This is a genomic window from Paenibacillus sp. FSL L8-0470 (genome assembly GCF_038008625.1).
Taxonomy (GTDB): domain Bacteria; phylum Bacillota; class Bacilli; order Paenibacillales; family Paenibacillaceae; genus Paenibacillus_AQ.
Genome location: NZ_JBBOZM010000001.1, coordinates 4569579 through 4596110, shown reverse-complemented (window position 1 = coordinate 4596110; position 26532 = coordinate 4569579). Strand labels below are relative to the sequence as shown.

Sequence of the window (26532 nt, the reverse complement as noted above, 5' to 3'; positions counted from 1 at the left end):
AGGAGGTTCGTGTGAGTCATTATTTAAAGAAGTTCTTGCAGATGGGTTGCAGGAATTTTTTGATAGAGACAAATCTTGACAAGATTAGTTGTTAAAGCTACTATAGTTATGACAATGAAAATAAGGGGGGTTATACAAATGAGCATTCAATATGACTACACACAATTGATCGGATTCAAAATTATTAAGGGCGAAGTTCTCATAAAGAGAAAGCTTCTAAGCGCCTTCTTAGATAAAGGATATGATATCACTTTTGAGCAATGGACAGTTCTTAATGTACTTTATACAGAATCGGGTCTGATTCAAACTGAAATTGCAATCAAAACTTACAAAGACAAAACAAATTTGACCAGAATTCTGGATGTTCTTTCTAAAAAAGGTTATATTGTACGCGAGACCCATGATAAAGACAGAAGAAGCACCCGAATTTACTTGACTGATGCAGGAAAAAAGATGTTTCACGATCTGATTCCTTGTGTGAAGTCTATTAATGAACAATTTCGAAAAGGCATATCAGACGAAGATTTCGAAGTGTTTATGAACGTGCTTGATAAAATAAGCGGTAATGCCGAATGATTTTTTTTGTTAAATAGTTGCTATAGCTATAATAGATTAAGCTAATAAAATATTGGAGGAGGAATTTATATGGTGAAGCTGTCCCTGCAAGAGAAGTTTGCATTTCAGTTTATCTTTAATGAAAAGAAGGTGTATCACAGATGGTACGGAAGATTCTTGTCTTTCGGAATTGATTTCGGAAGATTGAAAAGAGTCGTCGTTAGAATTCCAAATTGGATGCAGTGGTGTGAAGAATGGACGAAAGAAGGAGATGAACTACATAGAAAAGCAGAACAGGCTCTAACTGAAGGTTATCGTACTAAGGCCAAAGCATTGTTTCATGAGGCAGTAGGTTGCTATCATGTTGGCCAACACATCTTCTTTATTGATTGCAGCCAGAAAGAAGGATCTCAAGAGAAGGCAAGAAGAAGCTACAAACAGGCTATCAGTTTATATGAAGACAAAGAAAAACCAATCCGGATTGAGATTCCGTTTAAAGGTGTGAAAATTCCTGCTTATTTACGGCTTTCAGGAATTCCGAACAAACCATTGGTCATTTTTGTGAATGGAATGGATAACATTAAGGAAGCTGAAGGCCATTCCCAGGGCACTCTTTATAAACAGCATGGATTCAATTTTATTACTTTTGATGGCCCCGGGCAGGGAGAACTGTGGAAGGACATGAAATTTGATGTCAAAGAATATCACAAAGCAGTTTCAGCAATTATCGACTGGGTGGAGAAGCAACAGGACTATCAAATGGATACTCAAAAAATCGCCTTGACAGGCTTTAGCTTAGGAGGATATTTAGCTCCGGTGTCTGCAGCGTATGACAAACGAGTAAAATGCGTGGTAGGTAACAGCGGGCTGGTTTATATCGGGGGTCTCCAAGGTTTAAAGCAATTAAATCCGATCTGGCAGCGTGGTGTCACTTATATGACTGGATGTTTGACACTGGAAGAAGCTGTTCATCAATTTGATTGGGACATTGAAATGGCTCCGAATCTGCAAGTCCCTCTATTGTTTTATCATGCAGGGAAGGATGAAGTGATGCCCTCGCCAAAAATTCATTCAGAAAAGATAATGAAATGGGCACAGGGAGACAAGCAGCTTAAATATTACGAAGAGGGGGAACATTGCACCATGAATTATTTGGATGAAGTGTTCCCGGAAATGATTGACTGGCTTAAACACAACCTTGCAATGAACTGAACAAATAGAATCGGGAATATCTAATCAATTGAAGAGGTGGTTAATGATATGGATAAAAATCAGCAGATGCTTCATGACACGATTCGAACTGTACCCATAGACAGGGCAATTCCCAATGGATTTGATTTAATTGATTATTTGAAGCTTATGGAAGAACACCGGAAGGGTAGAGACTATGTTGACACATGTTTAGAGATCGCAGAGACTGCTCAATCGCTTGCGGAGAAGGCTTTAAAAGATGGCCGTATTTTTACTGCAAGAACATTTTTCTTAAATGCAACGGCAGCATATAGAGTCGGACAATACACAATAATTCATGACACGGAAAAAAAGCTGGATATGTATCGTAAATTAATCACCTGCTACAGCGAAGCGGCAAAATTATATACTCCACAAATCGAGATAGTTAAAATTCCATACAAGGGATGCCAAATGGTAGGTTGGTTGAGAATGCCTGAAAAAGCAAACGTTCGGGTACCCGTTGTTATTTCTATCGGTGGTGCTGATGGATGGCGTGAAGAGCATCACAATTATAGCCATTTTTATTCCGAAAGAGGAATAGCCTATTTGATGATTGATGGGCCCGGCCAAGGTGAAACAAGATTATTCAATAAACTGTATATGGAATTGAACAATGAAGAAGCTCTAAATGAAATAATTGAGTATGTATCCAAAGATCAACGTTTTGAGAAAATCGGGATGATTGGCTACAGTTTTGGAGGCTACTTGGTTGCCAGAACGGCAGCAATTAGTGACAAGCTGGATGCTTGTGTTGTTAATGGGGGCTCATACTCTCCCAAAGAAATACTGTCCTTCTTGCCACACTTTACAAATGTATTCTCTGCTTTGACTAATAAAAAGGATCAAGACTTGGAACGGTTTATTAATGGCATGACTATGGAAGGATATGCTAACCAGATCAAATGTCCGCTTTTTTTGAATCATGGAAAACTTGACCCCTTATTTTCAGCATCCGGTATTCAAAGAATTTATGATGAGTCTCTTTCTATGAATAAAACAATTAAACTATGGGATGATGGAAACCACTGCGTAACCAACCATGCAACTGAAGTTATTACAATGATAACGGACTGGTTTACAGAAGTGTTGTGTTAAAGTCAAAGACTTGGTTGTTACATTGTTTGCTAGGTATGACCTGCAATTATATAACTTTTTTATTCGTATAAAATAGTCAGTTGAAGCATGGGTCGCTCACCTCCACACATTCGGAAAATGGATCGAACAAAAGTGGGATATCCGGTATTCGGATCGGGGAGCACTAGACCTGCTGTACCGTTTGAAGCTTAGCTTTACGAAGCCAACCTTCACGCTGGCTAAAGCATAAAAATAGGCGGAATTCAAAAAACACTTGCAAGCGTAAAAAAACACCTCGGAACTTTGTCTGCCGCCAGCCGGTTAACCCTGAGGCGGTCAAGGAGCTGCTGGTAGTACGACAATAGGCAGAATGAAATTGCAATAAACCGTTATGTAAATCAAGAGGAGCGCAGGAAGAACTGCGCTCCTCTTTTTGTTATGGCTTTAGCCAGTTGAGTGCGTGAAACGCGCGAAACAAAAAACCACCCGCTATGCGGGTGGAGGGAACGAGGGTTTGACCACCAGGACCATTCCGATAAAATTGAGATGTTCAGGCTCAACGGAAGGAATGATCTTAGATGGCAAACAAGAGCTATAGTCTAGCTCACACGAAGTGGATGTGCAAATACCATATCGTGTTCACCCCGAAGTATAGACGGAAAGAGATTTATAATCAAGTGAGGAAAGATTTGATCGAAATCGTCAAACGTCTATGTAAGTACAAGGGAGTAGAAATACTAGAAGGTCATATGATGCCAGATCACGTGCACATGCTGGTCGCGATACCACCGAAGATCGCCGTGTCTACGTTCATGGGATATCTGAAGGGAAAAAGTTCGCTCATGATCTTTGAGAAGCATGCGGGGCTAAAGTATAAGTATGGGAATCGAAAATTTTGGGCGGAAGGCTATTACGTGAGTACAGTGGGCTTAAATGAAGCCACAGTAGCCAAATACATCCGTGAACAAGAAGCACATGACCAAGCCGTAGATAAATTGAGTGTAAAAGAATACGAAGACCCATTCAGTGACAAAAGAAACAAAAAGAAATAAGCCCGTTTAACGGGTAAGTGAGGATGACAAATTACACTGAGCCTGAACAAATGTGTGGTCAGGCTAGCGTCTTTAGGCGCAGTTTGGCAACGAGGGGTTATACCCCTAGAGCAAACCACCCGTTGGACGGGTGGTCCTGATTGTGTAACGGTTTGGTCTACTCCTGCAGCACCAAAGATTTTATTTGCGCTGGTAGCGGCTGGACTGAAGCTCTACTCCAACTGCAGAATTGGGTCCCTCTAAACGCCAGACAATCTATATGCGGTACCTTGAACACACCTAAGCAGAGTCACCGGATAGACCAAGGTTTATTCTAATGTCTATTCCAATTTTCACTCTAATGGGGCACTTTACACCTCTGACTATGAAGTGTCTGAAAACTAAAAAAGATGGTAAGATTTGAGAAAACGAATGGGGCGTCAAGCATGATTCAAAGACGGTACGAAATAAGCGATGAACGGTGGGAACAAATTAAGGGCATGTTTCCACCCTACAAAACAGGACGTCCGTCAAAATTAAGTGAAAGAACCATGTTTAACGCTTTTCTATGGATCGCTCGAAGTGGTGCTGCCTGACGCGATCTACCGGAGGAACGCTATGGTTCATGGAAAACGGTCTACAGCCGCTTCTGCAAGTGGCGAGATACCGGACTGCTTGTCGCGATCTTCCAAACTCTTCAGGTCGAACCTGACTTTGAAAACTTGAGCATTGATTCTACATCAGTCAAAGCCCATCAACATAGTGCCGGTGCTAAAAAAACGCCCCAGGACACGAAGTGAATCAGCACATCGGCGTCAGTCGTGGCGGAAAGACAACCAAACTTCACACCTTCGTCGATGGATTAGGAAACCCCCTCGCTTTTCTTCTGACGGGTAGTCAAGTCTACGATTCCGTTCCAGCGATCGATTTCAGAAGCGATTCGGAATTGGATTACAGCTAAGCAGGCATCCTACACCATCCCGCCTAAAACGAATAGTCAAAACCCATGGAAAGTCGATTGGTATCGCTACAAAGAACGCCACCTAGTGTGAGTGCTTTTTCAATAAAATCAATCACTTTCGCCGTGTGGCTACTCGTTACGACAAGTTGGCCAAGTCATTCCTGGCTTCTGTATACGTAGCTGCCATTTTCAAATTGACTCAATGAAGAGTTTTCAGACACGACCTAAATGATTTTCAAGTTTTTACTGCCTTTACATAGTTCCTCCCCCATCAATTTGGGTAAACTAACCCTAAGCAATACTTTACCCAAATCCAACACAAAACGGGGTGATGCCCCATGACAACTCAAAAAGTACCCAATAGATTAGCCATGGAAAAGTCACCGTATTTGCTGCAACACGCAAATAACCCGGTGAACTGGTTCCCTTGGTCGGAGGAAGCTTTTGAAATCGCTAAACGCGACAACAAGCCTATCTTCTTATCTGTTGGGTATAGCTAGTTGTTGATCCATAAGAACTTGCCATTGGTGGGATGTTCGCGTGAATCAATAATAATTGCTCTATAATTTTATAGGGGAATGGGCAGTTAATTGGTGTTTCTTGGGGATGTCTAGATAATTTTTCCAAAGCTAATTTGAATAAGTACCAGAGCTTAAGGTTGCTTAAGGTAGTACTTCCTAAGAAAGGTGGAGCGACTCCGTGGATTTAACATCCATGGCTCCTGTCGCGAATATGCCATGAAGTTACGCACTTATACTCCGCAAGCCCCATTATTAAATTTTGTTGATTATTTCTGGTATCTCGAAGGATATAGTCCTCCTTATTCGAAGGAGCTAACGCTTCCTAATGGTTCGATTGAACTCGTGATCAACCTATGTGAGTATAAGATTAAATTGTTTGATCGAGAATCTAACGGCCTGTTACGGACGTATGACAGCTCTGTCATTTGCGGGCCGCATTCAGAGTTTTTCATGATTGATACTTCCGCAGAGACCACGGTTTTGGGAATACATTTCAAACCGGGTGGAATCTATCCATTTCTTAAAATACCAGTGAATGAACTACATAATATTCGTGTATCCTTGGATACACTGTGGGGAGCAAGAGCTCATGAACTGCGTGAGACGCTGCTTCCCTTGAAAACGGTGGATGATCAGTTTCGAATACTTGAAGAAAATCTTTTGAAATTGGCTTCCAGACCTCTGATACGACATCCAGCAGTAAGCTTCGCACTTAACGAGTTTTTGAGTTTGCGACATAAAAGACCCCTCTCGGATGTAAGCGGACAAATCGGTTTAAGCCAACGGAGATTTATCCAGATTTTTAAAGAAGAAGTGGGGATGACTCCCAATCTCTTCTGTCGTCTTCGCCGTTTTCAAGAGGTATTGAACAGATTAAACCACACAGAAAGCGTCAATTGGTTGGATGTCGCTATCGCTTGCGGTTATTATGATCAGATGCATTTTATAAAAGATTTCCAAGCTTTCACCGGTCTCAGTCCTACGGATTATTTCTCAAGGCAAGGCAGGCATCACAATCATGTTGCGATCTACAATTAGCCATATTCAAATGCAGACTATGTTATTATTGGACGGAAAATTATTTTAAAAAGGTCAATTTTTTACTATACGCTCGGTTGAGGGGCGATTAGAATAGTATGTGAGCGGGAATGGTCAGCTTAAGCGCATCAAACGATACTGCATAGGGCTTATCATCTTCCGGGAAAGAGAGAGGTGGATTATATTGGATAAAGCAACCCCGTTTCTATGGATCAAGAATACTGCGGAGGCGATTGAGTTCTATAAGAAAGCTTTTGATGCCGTAGAGAAATATCGCTTGACGGAGCCGGAAGGCAAAGTGGCTCATGCTGAGATTACAATCGGCGGAGCCAACATTTCAATTGCTGGTGAATATCCAGAATTTGACATTTTAGGGCCGGAAACTATTGGTAATACGACAGTTGGTATCCATCTGAAGGTGGACGATGCGGATAAGTTGTTCCATCAGGCGATTGCGGCTGGAGCTACAAGCGTTAATCCTATGGCGGATCAATTCTACGGTGACCGATCGGGAAGTGTGAAGGATCCTTTCGGACATTATTGGATGATCTCAACCACGATTGAAGTCGTGGATCCGGAGGAAATACAAAAACGATTCCTCGCTTTGTATGTAAATTAATCTGTTCTCCGTTGACTAAGGTGCCTCCGATAGAAATGAAGATGTCTAAGCCCAAAGGTTGCAGTGGCATCCTTTGGGCTTACTTCTATTTTGGTTTTCGTGTGAATCAATATTATTTTAGATATCCTCGCTTGGTAATCAAAATAACAGCCTGGATCAATGCTAGACGAAGCTTCAACCTCCGGTACGCCTTCCACTTCATTTTGGAATATCTAAACCATGCCAGTGTACGCTTGTCGGTTGAGGCAATTGATTATGTGCTCTAATGAATACATAGTCTCCAGAGTATAAGCAGATCGTTGGACCGGGAGTTATTCCATATAGCCCCATGCATTCATGTAAATTCCGGGAACTATCTCGATCTTTACTACTTCGGCAACAAGCTTGAAATACTTAACTCCATTTGTCGCGGTAAAGGGTAAATGTGGGATATTGGGAGCAAGAACAATGCTGATTGAACCTATGGAATTTTCCGTGGGGTATTTGTTGTATTTAAATACTTTTTCCATTGAACGAGCCATGGAGTAGCACCCTTGACAATATATTGCAAGAGTCATACAGTAAGCAGTAAGTGATAAGTAGTAAGTAGTAAGTAGTATTGAGACGAATTCAAAAAAAAGTTCTTCATACACTCACGAAACACGAACCGGCTTGTCAAAATCATGGGTAGGGGTGGATGGCTATGATGGATTTAAAATTAGCACAAAGTTTTGCGCTGACCGCATTAAATGCACAGAGTAGTCTTTACATGACTAATGCAAAGAAAGTGTCTCTGCGTTCTATGGCTGCTGCGGTTATTTTGGAGGCCTACTTAGAGGGATATTTTACACAAGCTGATAACGAGCTAACTTTCCGCAAAGAAGTGCTTGACCAATCCAGTTCAACGCTCTACAGAGAAACTATTCTATTACCCTTGCTCCATAATCATGCTGAGGTACAAGGTGATCTGGGATGGTGGCTGAAAAAAGCTTCCATGCTGCCTAACAAAAAATTAAAGAAGTTTGAAATCGCGATATCAGATTATCTAAAGGCAATGAATTTGTTGGAAGAAATTCCGAGTTTGTTAGGGAGCGACATGTATTATGATTCAGCGGGCGTTGAAATGAAAGCCTATCGCAGCAACATTGGGGTTTATACAAGCATTACAGAGAACCTTCGAGCAGAAATTTTGGAAGAGGGAACGGTAACGGATGAGATCATTTGCATGCTTTGGCTGCTTCACGAAAGTGGATGTATGCATGATGTCTTCTCACGGAATGAACTGGAGAAGATCAATACCAGAATGCACGATCTATACCGTAGTAACTTATGGGCAAAGTCATTGTTTCGGATCCAAATCCATCATGGAATTGAGTTAGGGATCAAACAGTTCCTGCAAATGAAGTCGAAGTTTATGATGACATATGCGGGCAGCAGTATCAATTTTTTATTCCCTTTCCTTGAGCGATCACAAGCTGTCTTTATAGAGACAGAGGCTTGGTTCGATAATTCTAATAAAAGGCTAAACTCCGTCCTTACAAGGTTAGAGTCCTATGGACATGAAGTTAAGGTTATTGAGAGAGGATCAATTGCGACCATCAAAATTGATAATTTGTTATACGATGCGATGCCGCATTTTGTGATGATGAAAATACCGATTCAAGGTGTGCGTCTTGTTCCGAAGCGCCCACTGTAAAGGAGTTGGTATCCATGTCTAGGCAACGTTCCATGGAGGCGATTCTAAACTCAGAGTATGTGTCTATAGGTGAATTAGTAAGAATTACAGGTTCTCGTTATAGCACGCTGAAACATTACACCGAAGAAGGTATGCTGCCCTTTGAACAGGCTGAAGAGAATTTAACACGAAGATATAAAAGAGAGGAAACCGTCGCACGCATTATTCGGATAAAAGAACTGAAAGCGAACGGTTTATCTATCCCGCAAATTAAAGAAGCTATAGGCATGAATTAACATAGGTTGAGTTCTAGATTTTCATGGGATACCATAGATGGTCCCTGAACAAAGGGATGGCAAACATCAGCAAGAAGATTCGTCACAGCAGGAAATAATATTAAATGAAGCAAATGTGTAAAAGTTGCAGTAAGAACTAAATGATGGGCAAAGAAGTGCGGCCACTTTCCATTGAAGAATGTAAAGCCTGGAAAATTCGGAGTGACCAACAGTCAGATGATTCCGGCCATTAAGCAAGTCATTACTGAAGGTTCCGTTGAGAAGCTAAGAATGCTCAGATTTATGTTTCTATATTCTTTCGAGAATTCATTGTAGTATTTGAAAAAGGTGGAGCGGGAATTCATCCAAAATAACCTTAGATAAAACAAGCCGGTGCGAAAGTGGTAATGCGCACCGGCTTGTTTTTATTTTGTTAAGTTTCGGGCTTGTCTTGTGGAGAATGGTTTGATTTGGGAAGAGGTATGTCCATTTAGGCCTCGGCTTGGGCGTTTCGGCTAATGAGTTCAGCAATATGTTCATGAAACTCTCTTAATGCCTTGCGGGATGGTTGATTGATTTCTTTAACTACATACTCACATTTCTTCATCATTACGCCTCCAAAAATTTACAGTTGTCATTTTCGATAATGTGTCTTCAAAAATGTTCAACATTCTACTTGGAAGGCGGCAAAATCTTAACACGTTTGGAGTAGAGAATCTTATGGAAAGTAAAGCAATTAAGCACGTAGCCATATATCTAAGAAAATCTCGTAATGATGGCGAATTTGAAGACGTTCTCTCGAAGCATCGGGATACCCTTCTGGCCTTGGTCGGAAGTCGGAATTGGACCTATAGGCTATATGAAGAGGTGGCTTCAGGGGAAAAGATCGAGGCCCGGAAGGAAATGCAGAAGTTACTTCGGCATGTCGAAGACAAATTGTATGATGGTGTGGTCGTCATGGATATTGACCGTCTAGGCCGTGGAGAGAATAAGGATTGGGCACTCATTAAAGATACATTTTTGAACTCGGAGACGTTGATCATTACCCCAAGCAAGATATACGATCTGGAAGTGGACAATGACGATGTATCGTTTGATTTTATGTCCATCTTCGCCAGAATCGAGTATAAAACGATTAAGCGCAGAATGAAGCAAGGAAAAGAAGCAGGAGCTAAGAAAGGCATGTGGACGAACGGTAAGCCACCATTTCCCTACTATTATGATAAGAACACAAAATCGGTATTGGTGGATGAAGGCAAGCGCCCTATTTATCGGGCCATAGTTGAAAAATACCTGAGTGGAATTAATCTTGGGCATATTGCGATTTGGTTAACGGATAATAGAATACCAACGCCATACAACATTAAACCGGATGGAAGGGACAAAGGGTGGTCCAATGTGACCGTACAAAGGCTGCTATTGAGCGAGATTCATCTTGGCTACATCACCTATGGAAAAACGCGAACAAAACGTGGTCAAGTGGAGATAGTTCCAGAAGAAGAACGAATCAAGGTCATGGGAACACATGAGAAATTGAAGACACAGGAAGAACATGATGCCATCGTAGAACGTTTAGTGAAGAACAGGCTAATGAATCCCAATAGCCGGAGAAATATATTTCCACTGTCGGGATTACTCTACTGTGAAAAATGCGGTTGTAGAATGCAGTTCAGAGTGGGCCAAAGCAAGAAACAGGGCCAATATTGGAGTGCTTTATGCTACCACCATTATAAGGATGGCAGCAAATGTGAGCAGAAGGGCAAGGTGTTGGACGAAGAGTTTTTTAATGCTTTATATGAGCGCATCATCAATGTTGACCCGAACATGTTGCAGGAGATCGAGCTCCAAGGTCGCGGTTATAACGATACGAAGACGATGATTGCAGTGAAGGAGCAGGAGTTGCAAAAGCACAAACGGGCATTAGATAAATTACACGAATCCTATGAAGAGGACATTATTACGAAGCAGGTGTTTCTGGAGCGCAAGGTGGTTAGATCAAGACAGATTCAGAAGCTGGAGGAAGAAATGCAGGATCTGCGGAAGATGGTAGTGGATGAAAGTAATTATCCTACGATGAAGCAGATCGTAGAGCGGATTGGACAGTTTAGGGAGTTGTGGGATGTAGCAGTGACAAGTGAAGAGAAGAATCGGGCGTTGAAGAAGCTGGTGGAGCGGATTATTTATAATAGGGAAGGGAATCGGGTGGAGCTGACGGTTTGTTATAAATGAAGATTGATATATTCGTTCTTATTACTTTCTCCTCACATGTTGAGTGCTGTGTGTTGTTGGTTAGGGAGTAGTGAGTTGGAGCCACATTTACCTGTTTAAATAGCTACTTTGCCCCAAGCTTCTAGAGTTCGGGCTATTTGTTATAACCAAAGTAATTAATTCAGCGTAAGACATTTGATGAAGATACCGTTTGTTGGATTGAGAATAGTATATATAGGACTACTTAAGAATGATGCTCCTGTCACTTGAGGAGGTATTTTTTTGTTGCAAATGGGAAAAATTTCTGGAATTTAAAACCTAAATGGTCTATGCTTATTGTAGTTTTAGCATGTGTATAAATGATAGATTGTCAAGTTTTATTGATAGAAACCATCGGGAAGATTATCCAGAATGAAATAAATAGGACATATAAAAATCTTCCTGCAACGTAGGAGGATGTGAGTTTGGATAGATCAATGGAAGCTTTGTCCCATTTGTCTCGACGAAAATCGAGAGGCTATTTTATTATAAGGAGTATATAGTTTATGAAGTTTCGTGAGAAAATCCAACAATTGCGTAAAGGTGCAAGCGAGGCTCAATCTGCAACAAAAATTATCGATAAGCTCAAGGCCCTTAAAGACAGCAATGGTCCAGATACATCGTATAGATGGATATGGGAGTTGATTCAAAATGCTAAGGATGTCGTTAATGCAAGTGGGTTCGTTGATATCGAGATTAAATTTAGCGAAGTTAATAAAACTATTGAATTTAACCATAATGGTCGATTGTTTACGACTGAAAACATAGTTTTTTTGATTGAACAGGTTTCAACAAAAGAACGCTCATTGACCGCTGAGAATAAAAAGAAATCTACTGGAAAATTTGGGACAGGTTTCTTGACGACTCATTTGCTTTCTGAAAAGGTTTGGGTGCATGGTTATCTACAAGACGATAATGAAAGCCCTCGTTCCTTCGAGACATTATTAGACAGGACTGGACAAGATAAAACATCAATTATGAATGCTATAAGTGAGAGTTGTGATATGCTGGACAACGGAACAGAGTGTACTGTTAATGAGAATCAAATGAATACGAAGTTTGTTTACGAATTGGATAGAGTAGGAATAGAAACAGCAAAGTCAGGCCTAAGAAATCTTCTGATTTCTATTCCATATGTATTTGCATTTGTGCCAGAGTTAAGTTCAATAACCGTTAGTATGGATAATTATGAAAGAGTGATTCGAAGAGGGGGAAGATTCACTGTAGACCTTGAATCTGCTAATGTTACCGAGGTGCAAATCGCAAAATCAAAAGGTGAAAATCCTACTTTTGAAAATAGGTATGTCTTTGTGCAGTCGAATGATGAGGTATCGATCGCTGTAGAAATTAAAAAAAACAGTACAAATGAAAAACATTTAATTGGTCTACATAAGGAATTGCCACGGATTTTTTGCGATTTCCCCTTACTAGGCACTCATGACTTCTCATTTCCAGTAGTTGTAAATAGTCCATTGTTTAATCCCACAGAGCCTCGTGACGGCATCCCCTTGATTCATTCCGAGCGTTCAGGTGGTGACTCAGAAGATAACAGAAACAGAATTATAAAAGCAATAAATCTATATAACGATATGCTTGACTATTTTGCAAAGGAAGGTTACAAAGACCTCTATAATATTGTTAAGATTTCTGAACAATCCGAAAAAAATTGGCTCGACTCAGATTGGGTTGAGAAGATTCTTATTCATCCAATCAAAGAGCATATAAAAACAACTACTTTCATTCATAATAGTTTGGATGAAACTTGTTCTCTTTATGATGTTTGGGGCACCTCAAGCATTTTGATTATGAAAGATGAAACTCCTGAATATAGAAGTAAAGTTTGGGAGTTGTCAAATATATTGATGCCTGCGAAGATGACCCGAAAAGATGAAATCGAAAACTGGTACAACTCATTGTGGGTGGAGTGCCGCAATTTTGGCATTGTTGATCTAATTAAAGAGGTTGAGGACTGTGGTAATTTGGTGACCCTGAGTACTCGTTTGGGTTGTGATTCGATAAAATGGCTTAACGATTTAATTATTCTTCTATATCATAATTCAAGTAAGTTCATTGCTGAATTAGGGCTAAATCCATCCATTCTTCCTAACCAATGCGGAGATTTTTTACCTTTGGATAGAATATATGCTGAAAAAAATATCGGTGAAGTATATAAGGATATAGCCTTAATTGCAGGTATTAATTTCAGAGCAAGATTGCTTGATAATAGGGTCTCAAAAGACTATCTGCAAGGGTTGCAAGAATTTAACTTGAATAATGTATTTAGTGAGCTTATTCAAACCCCAATTGATCAAGAAACAAAACTTGAATTTTATAAAGCAATCACCAATCTTCGTACAGGAAAAAATGATAAGCAAAACGAATTTGTGGATATTGCTAAATGCCTATATCCAAATTACTTTGATCAATACAGCAGAGTAAATTATCTTAATGATAAACTGCTCTCCGATGCATTGAAGTTTTGGAGGGAGAAGATTTGTATAGATTTAAGTGACTGTGCCTCTATTAGTAGTGTCCTTGAGCAATATGACTTTCAAAATAACAGAGAAGTAGCTGAATGGGTTTCAAAATTGGCAAACCATTTCAGAATATGTGAGGATGAAAACTTACTTGATAGATACGCTGTATTACCAAATCAAGTTGGGGATTTTATGTGTAAGAGTGAAATCTTTTTTGACGACGGAAGTCTTAATGAAATTCTAAAAGACGCGGCTATGTATTCAGGCAATGACGTAAGGGAAAAAATGTTGTTTGAAGGCATTGCAATTGAGATACCCTTAAACCGAACTATATCGCTTGAAACTATAGCTCCAACAATCACTGACTATGTTAGAAATAACAATAAATTAATAAGACTAAACGGTTTCGAGCTTAGAGAAACATTTAGAAACACTTGCGCATGGATTAGGGACAACCGCAAAGATAGTAGGGTTAGTAAGTGTTTTAAAGAACTTATAGAAAATCTTCATTGGTTCTATGACGATGAAGAAATTGCTGAAAGTATGGCAAAGTCAGAACAGTATGATGAAGTTTTAAAAAAATATAATGTAGCTGATATAAATGAATTGGCGAATATACTTGCAACTCAATCATCTGCGGGGAGCGAAGCTATCAGCATTTCAAAAGAACTGCTTGCTCAGTGGGGGATATCATCAGAAGAAGAGCTTTACAAAGCACTGTCAAAAAATGTTTTTGGTTCTGCTCAAATCCACTATTCCAAAAGTGATCCTGAGGTTTTTAGTTACGTTAAAGATATTCTGAATCGCTCAAGAACTAATATTGTAAACTTTTTGCATGAACATGATGATTATGATTTTGATAAAAACAACCTTCAGCTTATAAAAAATACAGCGAATACGATTTTTAGAGTTCGTAAATTCGAACAAGAAATTTACATTATTGCTAGACCTTCAGATTTTGAACAAATAATCTTGTACTACGATACGGAAATAGATTTGCTAGATTTTGATAAAGACTGTGAGTTGTGGGTGGAGGATGGAGTTGATCCAATCCCCAAAAAGATTACTCTTGGCAGAATACTGAAATTGACAGGAGTAAATAAGATTCCATTAAGGAGTTTAAAGCATAATGATTGATAGACATACAATCAGTACGTTGTTAGGTTCAACATCGTTTAAGAACCTAGTCGGTGTAGGGATGGAATTAAAGCCGTATGAATTGGCTTTGCTTATGTTGCGTGCATTAGACAACTCCGAAGAATATGGGTATATCGTGATGGGTGTATCTAAGCTTATCAACAATTACGCGGTTGTTGGGTTAAGCCTCACGGTTAAAGACAGTGCTAAAGAACCTATCTCTACTGCATTGAGCCTTATATCCGTTGAACTTGAGGTTGAGTACGATAACATAGATGTTAATGGGAGAAATGTATTTGTAATAAAGTTGAAGAATAGCCCCAAAGCTCCTTCTATGAATTTTACAAGAGATCTCGATTCGCAAGAAGGTTTTATCAAAAATTTAATTGTAGCTTGTTTAACATTACAAGCAAGAAATTATTATTCTAATGCAAGTGAAGACGAGCGTAATGATTATATTGGTGACATGCTTGCAGCCATCGGTTATAGCATAAAAGACCAAACTAGACGAGGAAGTTCTTCGTCAGGCAAAGGTTCTGGTGAACTTGATATATTCGTGTCAAAAGACAGATTACCGTTTACTGTTATTGAAGCAATGAATCTTAGTTCTTTAAGTACAAACTACATTAACGAGCATTTGGATAAGATTTTTTCATACGATACTTCAGGTAATAAATTCAATGTATGCCTATCTTACGTCAAAATCGCAGACTTCAATTCGTTTTGGGAAAGATATTCTGCGCATGTGACGAATCACAGCTATCCTGCACCTTTGCTCTCATCAGATACAAGTATCGATGATGAATATGGGTATTCAGAATTAAGAATAATGAAGACCAATCATAATCGTTCGAGTAGAACGGTTAGCTTGTATCATATTTGTGTCAAAATTCATTGATTTATATTAGATAATATGAAGGGTTGGAGTGAAGCTTGCTCTATGATATTTGGAACAATACATGATATGGCATCCTATTATAATAAAAGTTTTATAAATCAAAGAACCCCAGAAAACAGACAAGCATGCCTGGAAATGGCGATTACAAGGTATTTTTCTGATTTGGAAAGTGTTCGAATACTGACAAAAGAAACTTTTTAAAGATTGTAGTTACTTATGGGTATATTAAATGGTGGTGTTAATGACTATCATGAGCAAATACTTCAATTGTTTTCACTGCGCCCTCCCCCACCATTTTGGGTAAACTAACCCTAAGCAACACTTTACCCAAATCCAACACGAAACGAGGTGATGCCCCATGACAACTCAAAAAGTACCCAATAGATTAGCCAAGGAGAAGTCGCCGTATCTGCTGCAGCACGCACATAACCCGGTGAACTGGTTCCCTTGGTCCGAAGAAGCTTTTGAAATCGCCAAGCGCGACAACAAGCCTGTCTTCTTATCTATTGGGTATAGCTAGTTGTTGATTCACACGTACCTGTCATTGGTGCCACGTAATGGAACGCGAATCCTTCGAAGACGAAGAAGTCGCCCAGCTTCTTAACAACAATTTTGTCGCCATCAAAGTTGACCGCGAAGAGCGGCCGGATATTGATGCGCTGTATATGTCGGTGTGTCAGGCGCTGACCGGGAGCGGGGGATGGCCGCTGACGGTGCTGCTGACGCCGGAGAAGAAGCCGTTTTATGCGGGGACGTATTTTCCGAAGCGGCAGATGTTCGGGCGTATTGGGCTGATGGATGTGCTGGAGCAAATTCACCGCAAATGGGAGCAGGACGGTGAAGCGCTGGACAAGCTTGGAGATGAGCTGCTTGCGGACCTTCAGTCGCTGGACCGGAAGAACTCGAAAAGTATCAGCGAAGGCAGTGTAGGAGCAATTCCCGGCGAAGAACTGCTGCACGAAGCCTATGAGCTGTACCGCCGCCAATTCGATGAGGAATACAGCGGGTTCGGCAATGCGCCGAAGTTCCCTTCACCGCATAATTTGTCTTTCTTGCTGGCGTACAGTCAGAACTATGATCAGCCGGAAGCGCTACGGATGGTAGAGAAGACACTCGATGCCATGTACCGGGGCGGGATGTACGACCATGTGGGCTTCGGTTTCTCCCGGTATTCTACAGACCGGGAATGGCTGGTGCCGCATTTCGAGAAGATGCTCTACGACAATGCGCTGCTGGCTATTACCTATCTGGAGGCATACCAGATCACGAAGAAGCCGCTGTATGCGGAGATTGCGGAGCAGATCTTCACGTATGTGCTGCGCGATATGACCTCGCCTGAAGGGGCCTTCTACTCAGCGGAGGACGCGGATTCGGAAGGCGTGGAAGGGAAGTTCTATGTCTTCACCCGTGAGCAGATTGAGGAAGCGCTAGGGCTTGAGGATATGCATTCCTATTGCCATGTGTACGGGATTACACCGGAGGGGAATTTCGAAGGTGCTAATATTCCGAATCTGCTGCAGGGCTTGCCGGATGAAATGGCTGAGCGGATGGGGTTGAATCCGCTTGGACTGCGGACCCGCACGGACGAATGGCGCGAGAAGCTGTTCGCGTACCGGGAGCAGCGTATTCATCCGTCCAAGGATGACAAGGTGCTGACTTCATGGAACGGGCTGATGATCACGGCGCTGGCGAAGGGAGCGAAGGCGCTGCAGAAGCCGGAGTATGCCAAAGCCGCGGCAGCGGCAGCGGATTTCATCTGGGAGAAGCTGCGGCGTGAAGATGGCAGGCTGCTGGCCCGCTACCGTGACGGAGAGTCGGCAATCTCTGCCTATGTGGATGATTATGCTTTTATGCTCTGGGGGCTGACTGAGCTGTATGAAGCTACGGGCCAAGCTGTTTACCTGGAACGTGCGTTAACGCTCAAGGACGGACTGCTAGAGCTGTTCATTGACGAGGCAGGCGGCGGGTTCTTCTTCACTGGTCATGATGGTGAAGAGCTGCCGATCCGCTCAAAGGAATTGTATGACGGAGCAATCCCATCCGGGAATTCCGTGGCGGCGAAGCTGCTGTGGAAGCTGTCAGTGATCTCACAGGATGTGGAGCTGAAGGCAATTGCCGAGCGGACCGCAGCGGTGCTGTCCTCCGCTGCATCGGAGTACCCGCCGGGTTATGCAATGTATTTGCAGGCCCATCTGGCGATGGCTTCCGGCGGCAGGGAATGGGTGCTCTCCGGTAAGCGGGAGGACCCGGCACTGCATGGCATGCTCGCCCAGATACAGCAGGCATACTTGCCGGATGCTGCACTGATTGTGAACTGGGAAGGCAGCGGAGAGGATACGCTGCGGAAGCTGCTGCCGCATCTGGCGGACAAGCCGACGGTGGGTGGACAGGCGACGGCGTATGAATGCCGGAACTTTGCCTGCCGCCAGCCGGTTAATAACCCCGAGGCGGTCAAGGAGCTGCTGGCGGCACGGCAATAGGCAGAATGAAATTGCAATAAGCCTGTTATGTAAATCAAGAGGAGCGCAGGATGAACTGCGCTCCTCTTTTTGTTGTGTAACGGCTTGGCCTACTCCATTAAGAGCCAAAGATTTTTTGCGCGCTGACGCGGCTGGACTGAACCTCTACCCCAACTGTCGAACTCTTAATCTGGATTTAACGGTTCCTTTGAAATCCTGACAAACTATATGCGGTACCTTGAAAAAACCGAAGCAGAGGCACCAGATAGACCAAGGTTTATTCCACTGTCTATACCAATGTCTATTTCAATGTCATTTCCAATGTCTACTCTAATGGGGTACTTCACACCTCTGACTAGACGGTTTTTTGTAACTTTAGACTTTTTAGTGTGGCGATACCAGGGTGATGGCGTGACTGGTGTCTAACGAGACTAACCTGACTGGTATATCGGCCCTCAGTTCCGGCTCAACCGGCTCAGCTCCGGGGAAGCTTACTGCCGTACCGGGCACGCAGCAGCTGAAGCTTATCCAGCTTGCGCAGACTGTGCTCCTTGCTCAGTAGCCCCACGCCGAGGATCAGATTCTCGATAATGTAGGTCGGGCCAACCATGGAGTGAAACTCCCATACTTCGCCGCGTCCCGCGTACAGCACGATATCGGCATCATAGGAACGGGGGAAGACCAGTCTGTCGGTAATCAGGATGACCACATACCCCGCTTCGCGCGCGTAATCGAGAATCACCTCCGTTTCAGGCAAAAGCTGGACAAATCCGAACACCAGCACAACATCCTTTTTGCCGGCATGCATCAGCGTTTCCAGCAGCTCGTGACCGCTCGGGGCCATCCGTTTGATCGTAATTCCAAAGCGGGCCATGCGGTAAGCCATCAGCTCAGCGAGGCCCGCACAGGGACCGGGGCTGTAAACATAGATCTGCCTTGCCGCAGACAGGGCTTCTACCGCACGCTGCAGCAGCGCGTCATTCAAATACCGGCTGGTCTCCTCGAGATGATGCGAGCTGATTTCCAGCAGTTTTTGCGGGAGGGAGCCGCTTCCGGTCCGCTGCATCACATCGCGCATTTTCTCGGACGGAGTGGATTCAAAACGGAAACGGAGCCGGTTTTTGAAGTCCTTGGCATGCTTGAACCCGGCGGCTTTCCAGAACCGGGAGACCGAAGCGATGCTTAAGCCCAGCTCGTTAGCGATCTCCTGCTCGGTCATGTAGAGGACGCGCTGCTCATTTTTGGGGATGAAATCGGCAAGGAGCCTTTGATTCGGTGAAAAGGGGCGGCGGTTCCAGTCTTTGTACATAGCGGTAAGGCCTCCTGATTAGAAGATTCTGCTTCCACTATACGGTCCCAGTGTGTTGTAAATATTTTTACACCGTTAAAAAAACTGAAAATAACATTACATTGCATTAACAATCGGGAAAAGCTGTGCTGACACGCACTTTCTATACTTAAGGTAATTTCCTGGAGGGGGCCGATTGTTCATGAGTACGTTAAAAAACCGTTATACGCTGACCCAATCGCAAAAAATGATGATTTTTGTGCTGTCCATGTCCTTGTACGGGTTGTCCAACATGTTCACGGAGCTGATTCCAAGCCTGCAGCTTGGGCCGATTGAGCTGTCTGTCGAGTATTTCGCCTTCATCCCGCTCACGCTCTGCATGCTGTTTCATCCGCTGTATGCCGCCGTGGGTGCCGCTGTTGGTGAAGTAATCTTCGGCGAACTGATGCTCGGCCAATTCGGCGGGCTGGGAGAGCTGGAGAAATTCATTACCTTCTCACTGGCGATGTACACGGCAGGCCGCATGGTCTCCGATCCCAAGAACCGCAGGCAGGTTGGGGTGGCGGCAATCAGCGGGGTGGCCATCCACCAGTTCTTCAGCTCGGTCATCGACATCGTCAAGGTATGGGTCGGGGTCGAGGAGCTGGAAGCCGTTAAAGGACTGGCCGAAAGTATTGTAATCATTGAGGGTGTGGGTTTTCTGAATGATGTGCTGTTCTCCGGCATCCTGTTTGCGCTGCTGCCGACGTTATACCTGGTGCCGCGTTTATACGGAAAAATCGAACCCTTGCTTGGAATGAAACCCCGCGAACGGAATATGAAATACGCCAGCGGTGCCTGGCTGCCACCGAAGCTCGTCATTGGCGGAATTATCCTGTCACTGCTGGCGCTTGGTGCGGAGCTGCTGTCGGAATCCGGCTGGAGCATCGGTGAGTTCGAGCTGCCTGGGGCCGAATCTCATGAGGGAAGTCTGATCTGGCTGAGTATGCTGGCCGCTGCGGTTGTTGCTGCAGCTGTGATTATTGTGCTGCTGCGCCGCGCTGCCCGCAGGCGGCAGGGGGGAGGCCAATTTGATGCGTAAGCCGGTACTTGAACTGAAGGAAGTAACGTTTACGTATCCGGGTGCCGAGCAGCCGGTGCTGCAGGAGGTATCGCTCAAGCTTGAGGAAGGTGACTTCATTGCGGTGATGGGCAGCAACGGTTCGGGGAAATCAACGCTCTGCAAATGCTTCAACGGTCTGATCCCGCATTATTACACTGGTGATTTTGAAGGTGAGGTTTTGCTGCGTGGAGAATCTGCAGCCGGGAAAAGCGTAAGCCAGCTCTCCAGACATATGGGCTATGTCTACCAGGATTTTGAGAATCAGCTGGTCCGTCCGACTGTGCTGGATGATGTATGCTTCACCCCGCTGAATTACGGCCTGGCCGATTACCGGGAGCGGGGGGAACGGGCCCTTGCGCTGACCGGACTCAGCGGCATGGGCAGCGAATTCATCTGGCAGCTCAGCGGCGGGCAGAAGCATTTGCTTGCACTGGCCGGAGCGCTGGCTATGGACCCGGATATTCTGGTCATTGACGAGCCGGTTGCTCAGCTTGATCCGCAGCATGCCCGTCAAATCTACGACATCCTGCGCCGCCTGAATGAACAGCACGGCAAAACCATCATCGTTATCGAGCATCATGCCGAGTTCATTGCGGAATACTGCCATTCGGTTGTGCTGATGGACGGCGGCAGGCTGCGCTGGCACAAGCCGGTGCGCGAAGCGTTGTCTTCGGTGGAGGAACTGCTGGCGCTGGGCATCTATCCGCCCGATGTGACCCGGGCAGCCTGGATGCTGCAGCCCGGACCCCGGAGCGGAATGCTTTATCCGCTGAACACCGGGGAGAGCGGCGGCTGCTTCATGCGCCGCCGCGGCAGCGAATGGTCCGCCATTGCCGCAGAGCAGCTTCCCGCACCCGTTGGGCGGAAGGGAGAGGCCATTGTCAAGATGGATAAGGTCCTGCTCTCCTACCGGACCATCCACAAAACGGTTCATCCGGTGCTGAAAGGAATTAACCTGGAGCTGCGCTCCGGGGAATCGGTTGCACTGATCGGCAACAACGGCGCAGGGAAGTCTTCGCTGATGAAGCTGATTGCCGGCATCACCACACCAACCGGAGGAACCGTTCATGTCAAGGGAATGAAGGTGAACGGCTTGCCGCCGGAGCGCCTCTCCGGTATTGCCTCCTATGTGTTCCAGAACCCGGAGGATATGTTCATCGACGACTCTGTGCGTGGAGAGATCGCCTACTACTTGAAGGCAAGACGGCTCGTGGATACGGATGAAACGGTAGAAGCGATGATGGAGGCCTTCCGTCTGCAGGAGCTGGCCGAGCGTGACGCCCGCCTGCTCAGCGGCGGGCAGCAGCGCCGGGTTTCGCTGGCGATTGGCGCGGCTGTCCGTCCGGCAGTGATGCTGCTGGATGAACCTACTGCCAACCTGGATATTTCAACGAAGCAGGAGATGGTAGAGGTGCTGGAGACACTGCGCAGTCACGTGGAGACTGTGGTCATCGCCACCCATGACATGGCGCTGGTAGCGGAATGGGCCAGCCGGGTGATCGTAATGAACGACGGGATGATAATTGCCGACGGCAGCAAGGATGAAATATTCTCCGACGGCGCGTTGCTGCGCCGCGCCGGGCTGGCTGAAACCCAGCTCATGGAGCTGAGCCGGATCCTGGGGCTGCCCCGCAGCTGCTGCAGCCTGGAAGAATTTACCCGGAATGTGGAATGGAGAAAGGAGGCGGTTACGCATGGTGGAAACAGTCAAACGGGCACTTAACCGGATTTCAGTCGAGCAGATCAAGCTGGAGCTGCTTGGCAATGCTTACAACAGCAGCAGTACTTTCCTCGGAAGGCTGGACCCGCGCACGCTGCTGATCTGGTATGTATTCTTCGCGATTGCGCCCTGGTTTGTGTACAACCGGACGATATTGCTCGGTATGTTTGTGCTGATGGTCATCACGACGATCCTGTCCCGGGTGAGTCCCTATATCATATTTATTCTCTGCCTGGGGCTGATCAGCCAGATCGGCTGGATGTTCCTGGTGTCACTGTTTTTCGGGGGCGGGGCGGAATCGCTGCTGCCCATGCTGACGCTGACGCTCAAGCTCTCCGTCATTTCACTGGCGAGCATTACTGTCTTCTCCAGTCTGGACCCGGAGCGGTTGAGTGACGGACTGTCCTCTCTAGGGGTACCGGATGCTTTTGCCTTCAGCTTGTCTTACGGTTACCGGATTCTGCCCACACTGCTGGAAGAGTTTCACCAGATCCTGCTCTCGTTCAGATTAAGAGGCCAAAGGCCGCTGAAGCATGGAATCCTGTACTGGCACACTGCCGCTTATTATTTTCGGATTATCGTGCTGGTCTTCTATCCATTGATGCTGAATACAGCTAAGCGTTCCCGGACAACCGTCGAAGCGCTGGAGACCAGAGGGTATACTTATGCAGTGAAGAATCCGCAGGTGCGAAAGATGAAGCTATCATATCTGGCTATGAAACGAACCGACTGGGCTTTTATTGCAGGCTCTGCCGTGTATATAGGTTTGCTGTTTCTTGCGGGTTATGCCTATCCAAATTTGCTCTATTAAACTCACCCTCAAGCACAAAGGAGAGAAATCCATTTATGAATATAGATCTGCACACCCATGGCAAGCTGTCCAAGAAATCAAGCTTCTCCCCGGATTATTTCCGGGAGATGGTCAGGGAAGCTATAGCGAACGGTCTGGATGCCATCGCCCTGACTGAACATTTTAACACTTCGAATTTCTTCGCTATGTATGAGACGCTGGACCGTATGTATCCTTATAACGGCCATTATTACGAGGCGGACGGCCTAAAGATTTTCCCGGGAATGGAAGTGGATATTGCCGAGACGGGCCATATTCTGCTGATCGGGCTGAAGGAGCATATTCTGGATGTCCGTTTCAGTCTTGAGGGCTACACCAAAGAGGGGCATTTCATACCGTTCCGTCAGCTGCTGGATCTGGCTGATTCCCGGGACTTGTGGAAAATCGGAGGCCACCCGTTCCGGAGCTCCACTCCGCTGCATCATCTGGACCCGGAGCAGCTGGCCCGGCTGGATGCTTTTGATTTCAATGCCAAGGATATTTACATGCAGGGAGCGGAGGTATACCGTGCATTGATTACTCCTTTTGCTGCCAAGCTGGGTGTTCCGGTCATTGCCGGAAGCGACAGCCATCAATGCCTGCAATATGGCAGCGTAGTGAACAAGCTCGAGTGCACCTGCTCCACGGTGAAGGAATTGAGAGAAGCAGTGCGCAAGGGCTATTATTCCATAGAAGTTTCTCCCTGCCTGCACACCAAGGTCAAGGCCTCGGTCATGATGAAAAAGCTGCTGAAGCAAATGTCGGGCGAAGCCCCGTCCAGGGATGAGGCTGAGGAATACTCGGCTTAGCGTGCGATGCTCTGAAGCCCAGCACGATCCCGCACCGGGAAGGTGCTGGGCTGCCGGTAACTGAAGCAAGCTTAGGATGCGTTCGTCATCTTAAGCTTGGCATGTTCAAAGGATGATTACACGCTTTTTGGACAAATATAATATTACAGCAATTATCTAACCAATATCCTGCAATGGCAGCGGCAGAAAGCTCTACGCGGAAATTCGAAACGTCAATGGATATTTGCTATACTCCTCAGTTATAAGTTATATGTAATAATACATAACGTAAGTTAAGCGAATGTTCTGGTTTCATTGGTTTAACACTCATTTTTTTCTAGAATTTAATTAAAAACATCAAAAAGTATCGACAATCTCATATCAATGTTTTATAATCCTACTAACAAGTCGTCTATTGTGTGATATAAACTAACATTATTGAAGAGGAGAGGAAGTTTTAATATTTATAGCAGATACAAATTTATGGTATTGACACACATGATAAAAGCGCTTACAATCCCCTTAAGGAAAGGTCCTCTCACTGTATGAAATGTTCACGGGCATGGAAGGAGGCTTTTATTTTTAGGACGAAAGTTAAAAGGTTTTAACTATGTGGATATTTTTTTAGGACTAAAGTTAAAAGGTTTTAATTTTACAGCACATGGGAGCGAGGGATGTTAATGATTCCAGTCTCAGTTACTAAAGAACATAAGATAAAGCAGGATTCACTGGCACGAAGGTTTTTCAAGCAATGGGATATTCAACTGATGGTGATTCCCGCATTGTTGTTCGTTTTTGTTTTCAGTTACATTCCGATGTATGGGGTGCTGATGGCATTTCAGGATTACAGCATTTATAAAGGTTTTCTACATAGTCCCTGGGTCGGATTCAAGCATTTTGAGATGTTCTTCAATGCTCCTGAATTCTGGACCGTGATGCGTAATACGCTGGTGATCAGCCTGCTCAAGTTTTTCGTTGGTTTTCCGGCTCCGATCCTTCTGGCGCTCATGCTAAATGAAGTCAAAAAGGCTGCATTCAAGCGGGTCGTTCAGACAATCAGTTATTTGCCGCATTTTCTGTCCTGGGTCATTGTCTCGGGGTTTGTCATTTCCCTCCTGTCGACCGATAACGGCAGCATTAACATTCTTCTGCAAAGTGTGCATCTGATCGATGAGCCTATTAACTTCCTATCAATACCAGAATATTTCTGGACGATTCTCGTAACGACAGATGTCTGGAAAGAAATCGGCTTTGCGTCCATCGTGTATCTGGCTGCGATTGCGGGTGTGGACCCTCATATCTACGAGGCAGCCTCCATTGACGGAGCTAGCAGATTTAAGCAGATTTTCCACATTACCATTCCTTCCATTCTACCTGTCATTACCATATTTATGATCCTGGCTATCGGCAACTTGCTAAGTGCGGGATTTGAGGACATTTTGCTCTTGGGCTCCAACCCGGTATTGCGTGATGTCTCCGAAGTTCTGGACACGTATGTGTACCGGATAGGGATAGAGAATTCAAGATTCTCCTATGCGACGGCGGCTGGACTGTTCAAGGCGATCATAAGCGTAGGCATGCTGACTATGGCCAATCTCTTCGCACGAAGATCGGGAAACAGCTTATGGTAATCCGGGGATATGACTTGAAGGAGGCGGCTGCATCATGCACAGGATGAGTTTTGGAGATAAGATATTGAGCTGGAGTATCTATTTTCTGCTATCGGTATTGGCGTTTGTGACTCTTTATCCCTTCTGGAATGCGGCAGTTATTTCATTTAACAACGGAATGGATACGGTTATGGGAGGGGTTACCTTCTGGCCCCGCGACTTCACACTGGACAATTATAAAATTGTGTTCGAGGATTCAAGGCTTGTGAACGGCTTTGTGATCACGCTGCTTCGGACAGGAGTCGGAACGTTGCTATCTATACTGGCTACGGCTATTCTGGCATACGGCATGACGAAGCAAGAGTTGATAGGGCGCAAGTATTACATGATTATGTGCATCGTTACGATGTATTTCAGCGGCGGTCTGATTCCTTCGTTCCTGCTGGTTCGGGAACTGGGACTAATGAATACGTTCTGGGTTCTGGTCATTCCCGGGATCATCAGCGTGTGGAACATGATTATCTTCCGAACCTTTTTCCTGGGGCTTCCCGGGGGCCTGGAAGAATCCGCGAAAATAGACGGATGCAGTAACTGGGGAGTATTGTTCCGCATCGTGTTTCCGTTATCCGGTCCCGTGCTCGCGACATTGTCACTGTTCACAGCCATTTATCATTGGAATGACTGGTTCATGCCTAGCATTTATATTAACAATGTTGATTTGCTGCCGATTCAGACCAAGCTCCAGCAAATCCTCAATTCCAATATTATGAGCGAGCAGATGAGCCAGATGGATTCAGCGGCCAAAAGCCACATGGAACAAATGAAGACCGTCACGAGCAAATCCTTGTCCATGGCGACGATGATGGTTGCAACCGTCCCGATCATGTGTGTGTATCCCTTCGTTCAGAAGTATTTTGTGAAGGGTGTGCTGGTAGGCTCGTTAAAAGAGTAGTCTGTTGCCCAGTGGCCCTCTGGTCTTTGCTTCCGGGTTCAAAGCGTCATGCTTGACCAATAGA

23 protein-coding genes and 2 pseudogenes are annotated in these 26532 nt (G+C 44.7%); 22 read left to right on the top strand and 3 right to left on the bottom strand.

The annotated features are described in order from the left end of the window. The first annotated feature begins 138 nt into the window (after positions 1–138). The 9 genes and pseudogenes from NST99_RS20930 (at position 139) to NST99_RS20890 (ending at position 7032) form a co-directional block, all read left to right on the top strand. The gene (locus NST99_RS20930; protein WP_341094140.1) at positions 139–576 is read left to right on the top strand and encodes a MarR family winged helix-turn-helix transcriptional regulator; all 438 of its coding nucleotides are present in this window, start codon (positions 139–141) and stop codon (positions 574–576) included. 69 nt (positions 577–645) lie between these two features. Beyond that, on the top strand, positions 646–1767 hold the full coding sequence (locus NST99_RS20925; RefSeq protein WP_341094139.1) for an alpha/beta hydrolase family protein: 1122 nt from the start codon (positions 646–648) through the stop codon (positions 1765–1767). 48 nt (positions 1768–1815) lie between these two features. Further along, positions 1816–2883, top strand: coding sequence for an alpha/beta hydrolase family protein (locus NST99_RS20920; protein ID WP_341094138.1), 1068 nt, complete (start codon positions 1816–1818; stop codon positions 2881–2883). Between the two features lie 109 nt (positions 2884–2992). Then, positions 2993–3109, top strand: a pseudogene (locus NST99_RS20915) (winged helix-turn-helix domain-containing protein); the annotation flags it as partial. A gap of 331 nt (positions 3110–3440) precedes the next feature. Next, on the top strand, positions 3441–3914 hold the full coding sequence (gene tnpA / locus NST99_RS20910) for an IS200/IS605 family transposase (protein ID WP_341094137.1): 474 nt from the start codon (positions 3441–3443) through the stop codon (positions 3912–3914). Positions 3915–4339: 425 nt separating this feature from the next. After that, positions 4340–5060 (top strand): annotated as a pseudogene (locus tag NST99_RS20905) (IS5 family transposase). Between the two features lie 132 nt (positions 5061–5192). Further along, the gene (locus NST99_RS20900; protein WP_341094136.1) at positions 5193–5354 is read left to right on the top strand and encodes a DUF255 domain-containing protein; all 162 of its coding nucleotides are present in this window, start codon (positions 5193–5195) and stop codon (positions 5352–5354) included. Between the two features lie 237 nt (positions 5355–5591). Further along, on the top strand, positions 5592–6413 hold the full coding sequence (locus tag NST99_RS20895; protein ID WP_341094135.1) for a helix-turn-helix domain-containing protein: 822 nt from the start codon (positions 5592–5594) through the stop codon (positions 6411–6413). Between the two features lie 184 nt (positions 6414–6597). Continuing rightward, positions 6598–7032 carry a VOC family protein gene (locus NST99_RS20890; RefSeq protein ID WP_341094134.1) on the top strand — a complete coding sequence of 145 codons (435 nt, stop codon included), beginning with the start codon at positions 6598–6600 and terminating at the stop codon, positions 7030–7032. Between the two features lie 198 nt (positions 7033–7230). On the opposite strand, the gene NST99_RS33745 is transcribed toward NST99_RS20890, so the two are convergent. Further along, a complete protein-coding gene (locus tag NST99_RS33745) occupies positions 7231–7362 on the bottom strand; it encodes a multicopper oxidase domain-containing protein (protein WP_445744978.1) in 132 nt (43 codons plus the stop codon). Further along, positions 7344–7553, bottom strand: a complete 210-nt coding sequence (locus tag NST99_RS20885) for a hypothetical protein (protein ID WP_341094133.1) — start codon at positions 7551–7553, stop codon at positions 7344–7346. The genes NST99_RS33745 and NST99_RS20885 overlap by 19 nt, the downstream gene beginning before the upstream one ends. A 161-nt stretch (positions 7554–7714) precedes the next feature. Here NST99_RS20885 and NST99_RS20880 point away from each other — a divergent pair, with 161 nt between their 5' ends. From NST99_RS20880 to NST99_RS20850, 7 genes are all read left to right on the top strand, one after another. Then, entirely contained in the window at positions 7715–8707 is a 993-nt protein-coding gene (locus NST99_RS20880; protein ID WP_341094132.1) for a hypothetical protein, read from the top strand. Between the two features lie 14 nt (positions 8708–8721). Next, positions 8722–8982 (top strand): helix-turn-helix domain-containing protein, encoded by a 261-nt coding sequence (locus NST99_RS20875; RefSeq protein WP_341094130.1) that lies wholly within the window; start codon positions 8722–8724, stop codon positions 8980–8982. A 639-nt stretch (positions 8983–9621) separates the two neighbouring features. Further along, complete coding sequence (locus tag NST99_RS20870; RefSeq protein ID WP_341097713.1) at positions 9622–11190, top strand: recombinase family protein; 1569 nt, start codon at positions 9622–9624, stop codon at positions 11188–11190. 524 nt (positions 11191–11714) lie between these two features. Next, positions 11715–14822: an ATP-binding protein gene (locus NST99_RS20865; protein ID WP_341094129.1), complete on the top strand. Its 3108-nt coding sequence runs from the start codon at positions 11715–11717 to the stop codon at positions 14820–14822. Continuing rightward, on the top strand, positions 14815–15720 hold the full coding sequence (locus tag NST99_RS20860) for an RNA-binding domain-containing protein (protein WP_341094128.1): 906 nt from the start codon (positions 14815–14817) through the stop codon (positions 15718–15720). Before NST99_RS20865 ends, NST99_RS20860 begins: the two co-directional genes overlap by 8 nt. 358 nt (positions 15721–16078) lie before the next feature. Next, complete coding sequence (locus tag NST99_RS20855) at positions 16079–16240, top strand: DUF255 domain-containing protein (RefSeq protein WP_076110153.1); 162 nt, start codon at positions 16079–16081, stop codon at positions 16238–16240. Positions 16241–16277: 37 nt separating this feature from the next. Then, positions 16278–18200, top strand: coding sequence for a thioredoxin domain-containing protein (locus NST99_RS20850; RefSeq protein ID WP_341094126.1), 1923 nt, complete (start codon positions 16278–16280; stop codon positions 18198–18200). 454 nt (positions 18201–18654) lie between these two features. Here the strand turns inward: NST99_RS20850 and NST99_RS20845 are convergent, their stop codons facing one another. After that, positions 18655–19488: a MurR/RpiR family transcriptional regulator gene (locus tag NST99_RS20845; RefSeq protein WP_341094125.1), complete on the bottom strand. Its 834-nt coding sequence runs from the start codon at positions 19486–19488 to the stop codon at positions 18655–18657. Positions 19489–19669: 181 nt separating this feature from the next. Here NST99_RS20845 and NST99_RS20840 point away from each other — a divergent pair, with 181 nt between their 5' ends. The 6 genes from NST99_RS20840 to NST99_RS20815 all read left to right on the top strand — a co-directional run bounded on the left by NST99_RS20840 (position 19670) and on the right by NST99_RS20815 (position 26468). After that, positions 19670–20548: a cell division protein FtsQ gene (locus tag NST99_RS20840; RefSeq protein ID WP_341094123.1), complete on the top strand. Its 879-nt coding sequence runs from the start codon at positions 19670–19672 to the stop codon at positions 20546–20548. Continuing rightward, entirely contained in the window at positions 20541–22292 is a 1752-nt protein-coding gene (locus tag NST99_RS20835) for an ABC transporter ATP-binding protein (protein ID WP_341094122.1), read from the top strand. Before NST99_RS20840 ends, NST99_RS20835 begins: the two co-directional genes overlap by 8 nt. Continuing rightward, positions 22264–23100: an energy-coupling factor transporter transmembrane component T family protein gene (locus NST99_RS20830; RefSeq protein WP_341094121.1), complete on the top strand. Its 837-nt coding sequence runs from the start codon at positions 22264–22266 to the stop codon at positions 23098–23100. The genes NST99_RS20835 and NST99_RS20830 overlap by 29 nt, the downstream gene beginning before the upstream one ends. A 35-nt stretch (positions 23101–23135) precedes the next feature. Beyond that, positions 23136–23927: a PHP domain-containing protein gene (locus NST99_RS20825; protein WP_341094120.1), complete on the top strand. Its 792-nt coding sequence runs from the start codon at positions 23136–23138 to the stop codon at positions 23925–23927. A 659-nt stretch (positions 23928–24586) separates the two neighbouring features. After that, positions 24587–25537, top strand: a complete 951-nt coding sequence (locus tag NST99_RS20820; RefSeq protein WP_341094119.1) for an ABC transporter permease — start codon at positions 24587–24589, stop codon at positions 25535–25537. Between the two features lie 34 nt (positions 25538–25571). Continuing rightward, positions 25572–26468, top strand: coding sequence for a carbohydrate ABC transporter permease (locus NST99_RS20815; protein WP_341094118.1), 897 nt, complete (start codon positions 25572–25574; stop codon positions 26466–26468). Positions 26469–26532 lie beyond the last annotated feature (64 nt).

Excerpts from the sequence above, each read along its gene's own strand:
- NST99_RS20855 (WP_076110153.1), top strand. The coding sequence starts at position 16,079 with ATGACAACTCAAAAAGTACCCAATAGATTAGCCAAGGAGAAGTCGCCG.
- NST99_RS20930 (WP_341094140.1), top strand. The coding sequence starts at position 139 with ATGAGCATTCAATATGACTACACACAATTGATCGGATTCAAAATTATT.
- NST99_RS33745 (WP_445744978.1), bottom strand. The coding sequence starts at position 7,362 with ATGGGGCTATATGGAATAACTCCCGGTCCAACGATCTGCTTATACTCT.
- NST99_RS20885 (WP_341094133.1), bottom strand. The coding sequence starts at position 7,553 with ATGGCTCGTTCAATGGAAAAAGTATTTAAATACAACAAATACCCCACG.
- NST99_RS20920 (WP_341094138.1), top strand. The coding sequence starts at position 1,816 with ATGGATAAAAATCAGCAGATGCTTCATGACACGATTCGAACTGTACCC.
- NST99_RS20870 (WP_341097713.1), top strand. The coding sequence starts at position 9,622 with ATGTTCAACATTCTACTTGGAAGGCGGCAAAATCTTAACACGTTTGGA.
- NST99_RS20925 (WP_341094139.1), top strand. The coding sequence starts at position 646 with ATGGTGAAGCTGTCCCTGCAAGAGAAGTTTGCATTTCAGTTTATCTTT.
- NST99_RS20820 (WP_341094119.1), top strand. The coding sequence starts at position 24,587 with ATGATTCCAGTCTCAGTTACTAAAGAACATAAGATAAAGCAGGATTCA.
- NST99_RS20825 (WP_341094120.1), top strand. The coding sequence starts at position 23,136 with ATGAATATAGATCTGCACACCCATGGCAAGCTGTCCAAGAAATCAAGC.
- NST99_RS20840 (WP_341094123.1), top strand. The coding sequence starts at position 19,670 with ATGAGTACGTTAAAAAACCGTTATACGCTGACCCAATCGCAAAAAATG.
- NST99_RS20860 (WP_341094128.1), top strand. The coding sequence starts at position 14,815 with ATGATTGATAGACATACAATCAGTACGTTGTTAGGTTCAACATCGTTT.
- NST99_RS20865 (WP_341094129.1), top strand. The coding sequence starts at position 11,715 with ATGAAGTTTCGTGAGAAAATCCAACAATTGCGTAAAGGTGCAAGCGAG.
- NST99_RS20895 (WP_341094135.1), top strand. The coding sequence starts at position 5,592 with ATGAAGTTACGCACTTATACTCCGCAAGCCCCATTATTAAATTTTGTT.
- NST99_RS20845 (WP_341094125.1), bottom strand. The coding sequence starts at position 19,488 with ATGTACAAAGACTGGAACCGCCGCCCCTTTTCACCGAATCAAAGGCTC.
- NST99_RS20835 (WP_341094122.1), top strand. The coding sequence starts at position 20,541 with ATGCGTAAGCCGGTACTTGAACTGAAGGAAGTAACGTTTACGTATCCG.
- NST99_RS20830 (WP_341094121.1), top strand. The coding sequence starts at position 22,264 with ATGGTGGAAACAGTCAAACGGGCACTTAACCGGATTTCAGTCGAGCAG.
- NST99_RS20850 (WP_341094126.1), top strand. The coding sequence starts at position 16,278 with ATGGAACGCGAATCCTTCGAAGACGAAGAAGTCGCCCAGCTTCTTAAC.
- NST99_RS20900 (WP_341094136.1), top strand. The coding sequence starts at position 5,193 with ATGACAACTCAAAAAGTACCCAATAGATTAGCCATGGAAAAGTCACCG.
- NST99_RS20815 (WP_341094118.1), top strand. The coding sequence starts at position 25,572 with ATGCACAGGATGAGTTTTGGAGATAAGATATTGAGCTGGAGTATCTAT.
- tnpA (WP_341094137.1), top strand. The coding sequence starts at position 3,441 with ATGGCAAACAAGAGCTATAGTCTAGCTCACACGAAGTGGATGTGCAAA.
- NST99_RS20875 (WP_341094130.1), top strand. The coding sequence starts at position 8,722 with ATGTCTAGGCAACGTTCCATGGAGGCGATTCTAAACTCAGAGTATGTG.
- NST99_RS20880 (WP_341094132.1), top strand. The coding sequence starts at position 7,715 with ATGATGGATTTAAAATTAGCACAAAGTTTTGCGCTGACCGCATTAAAT.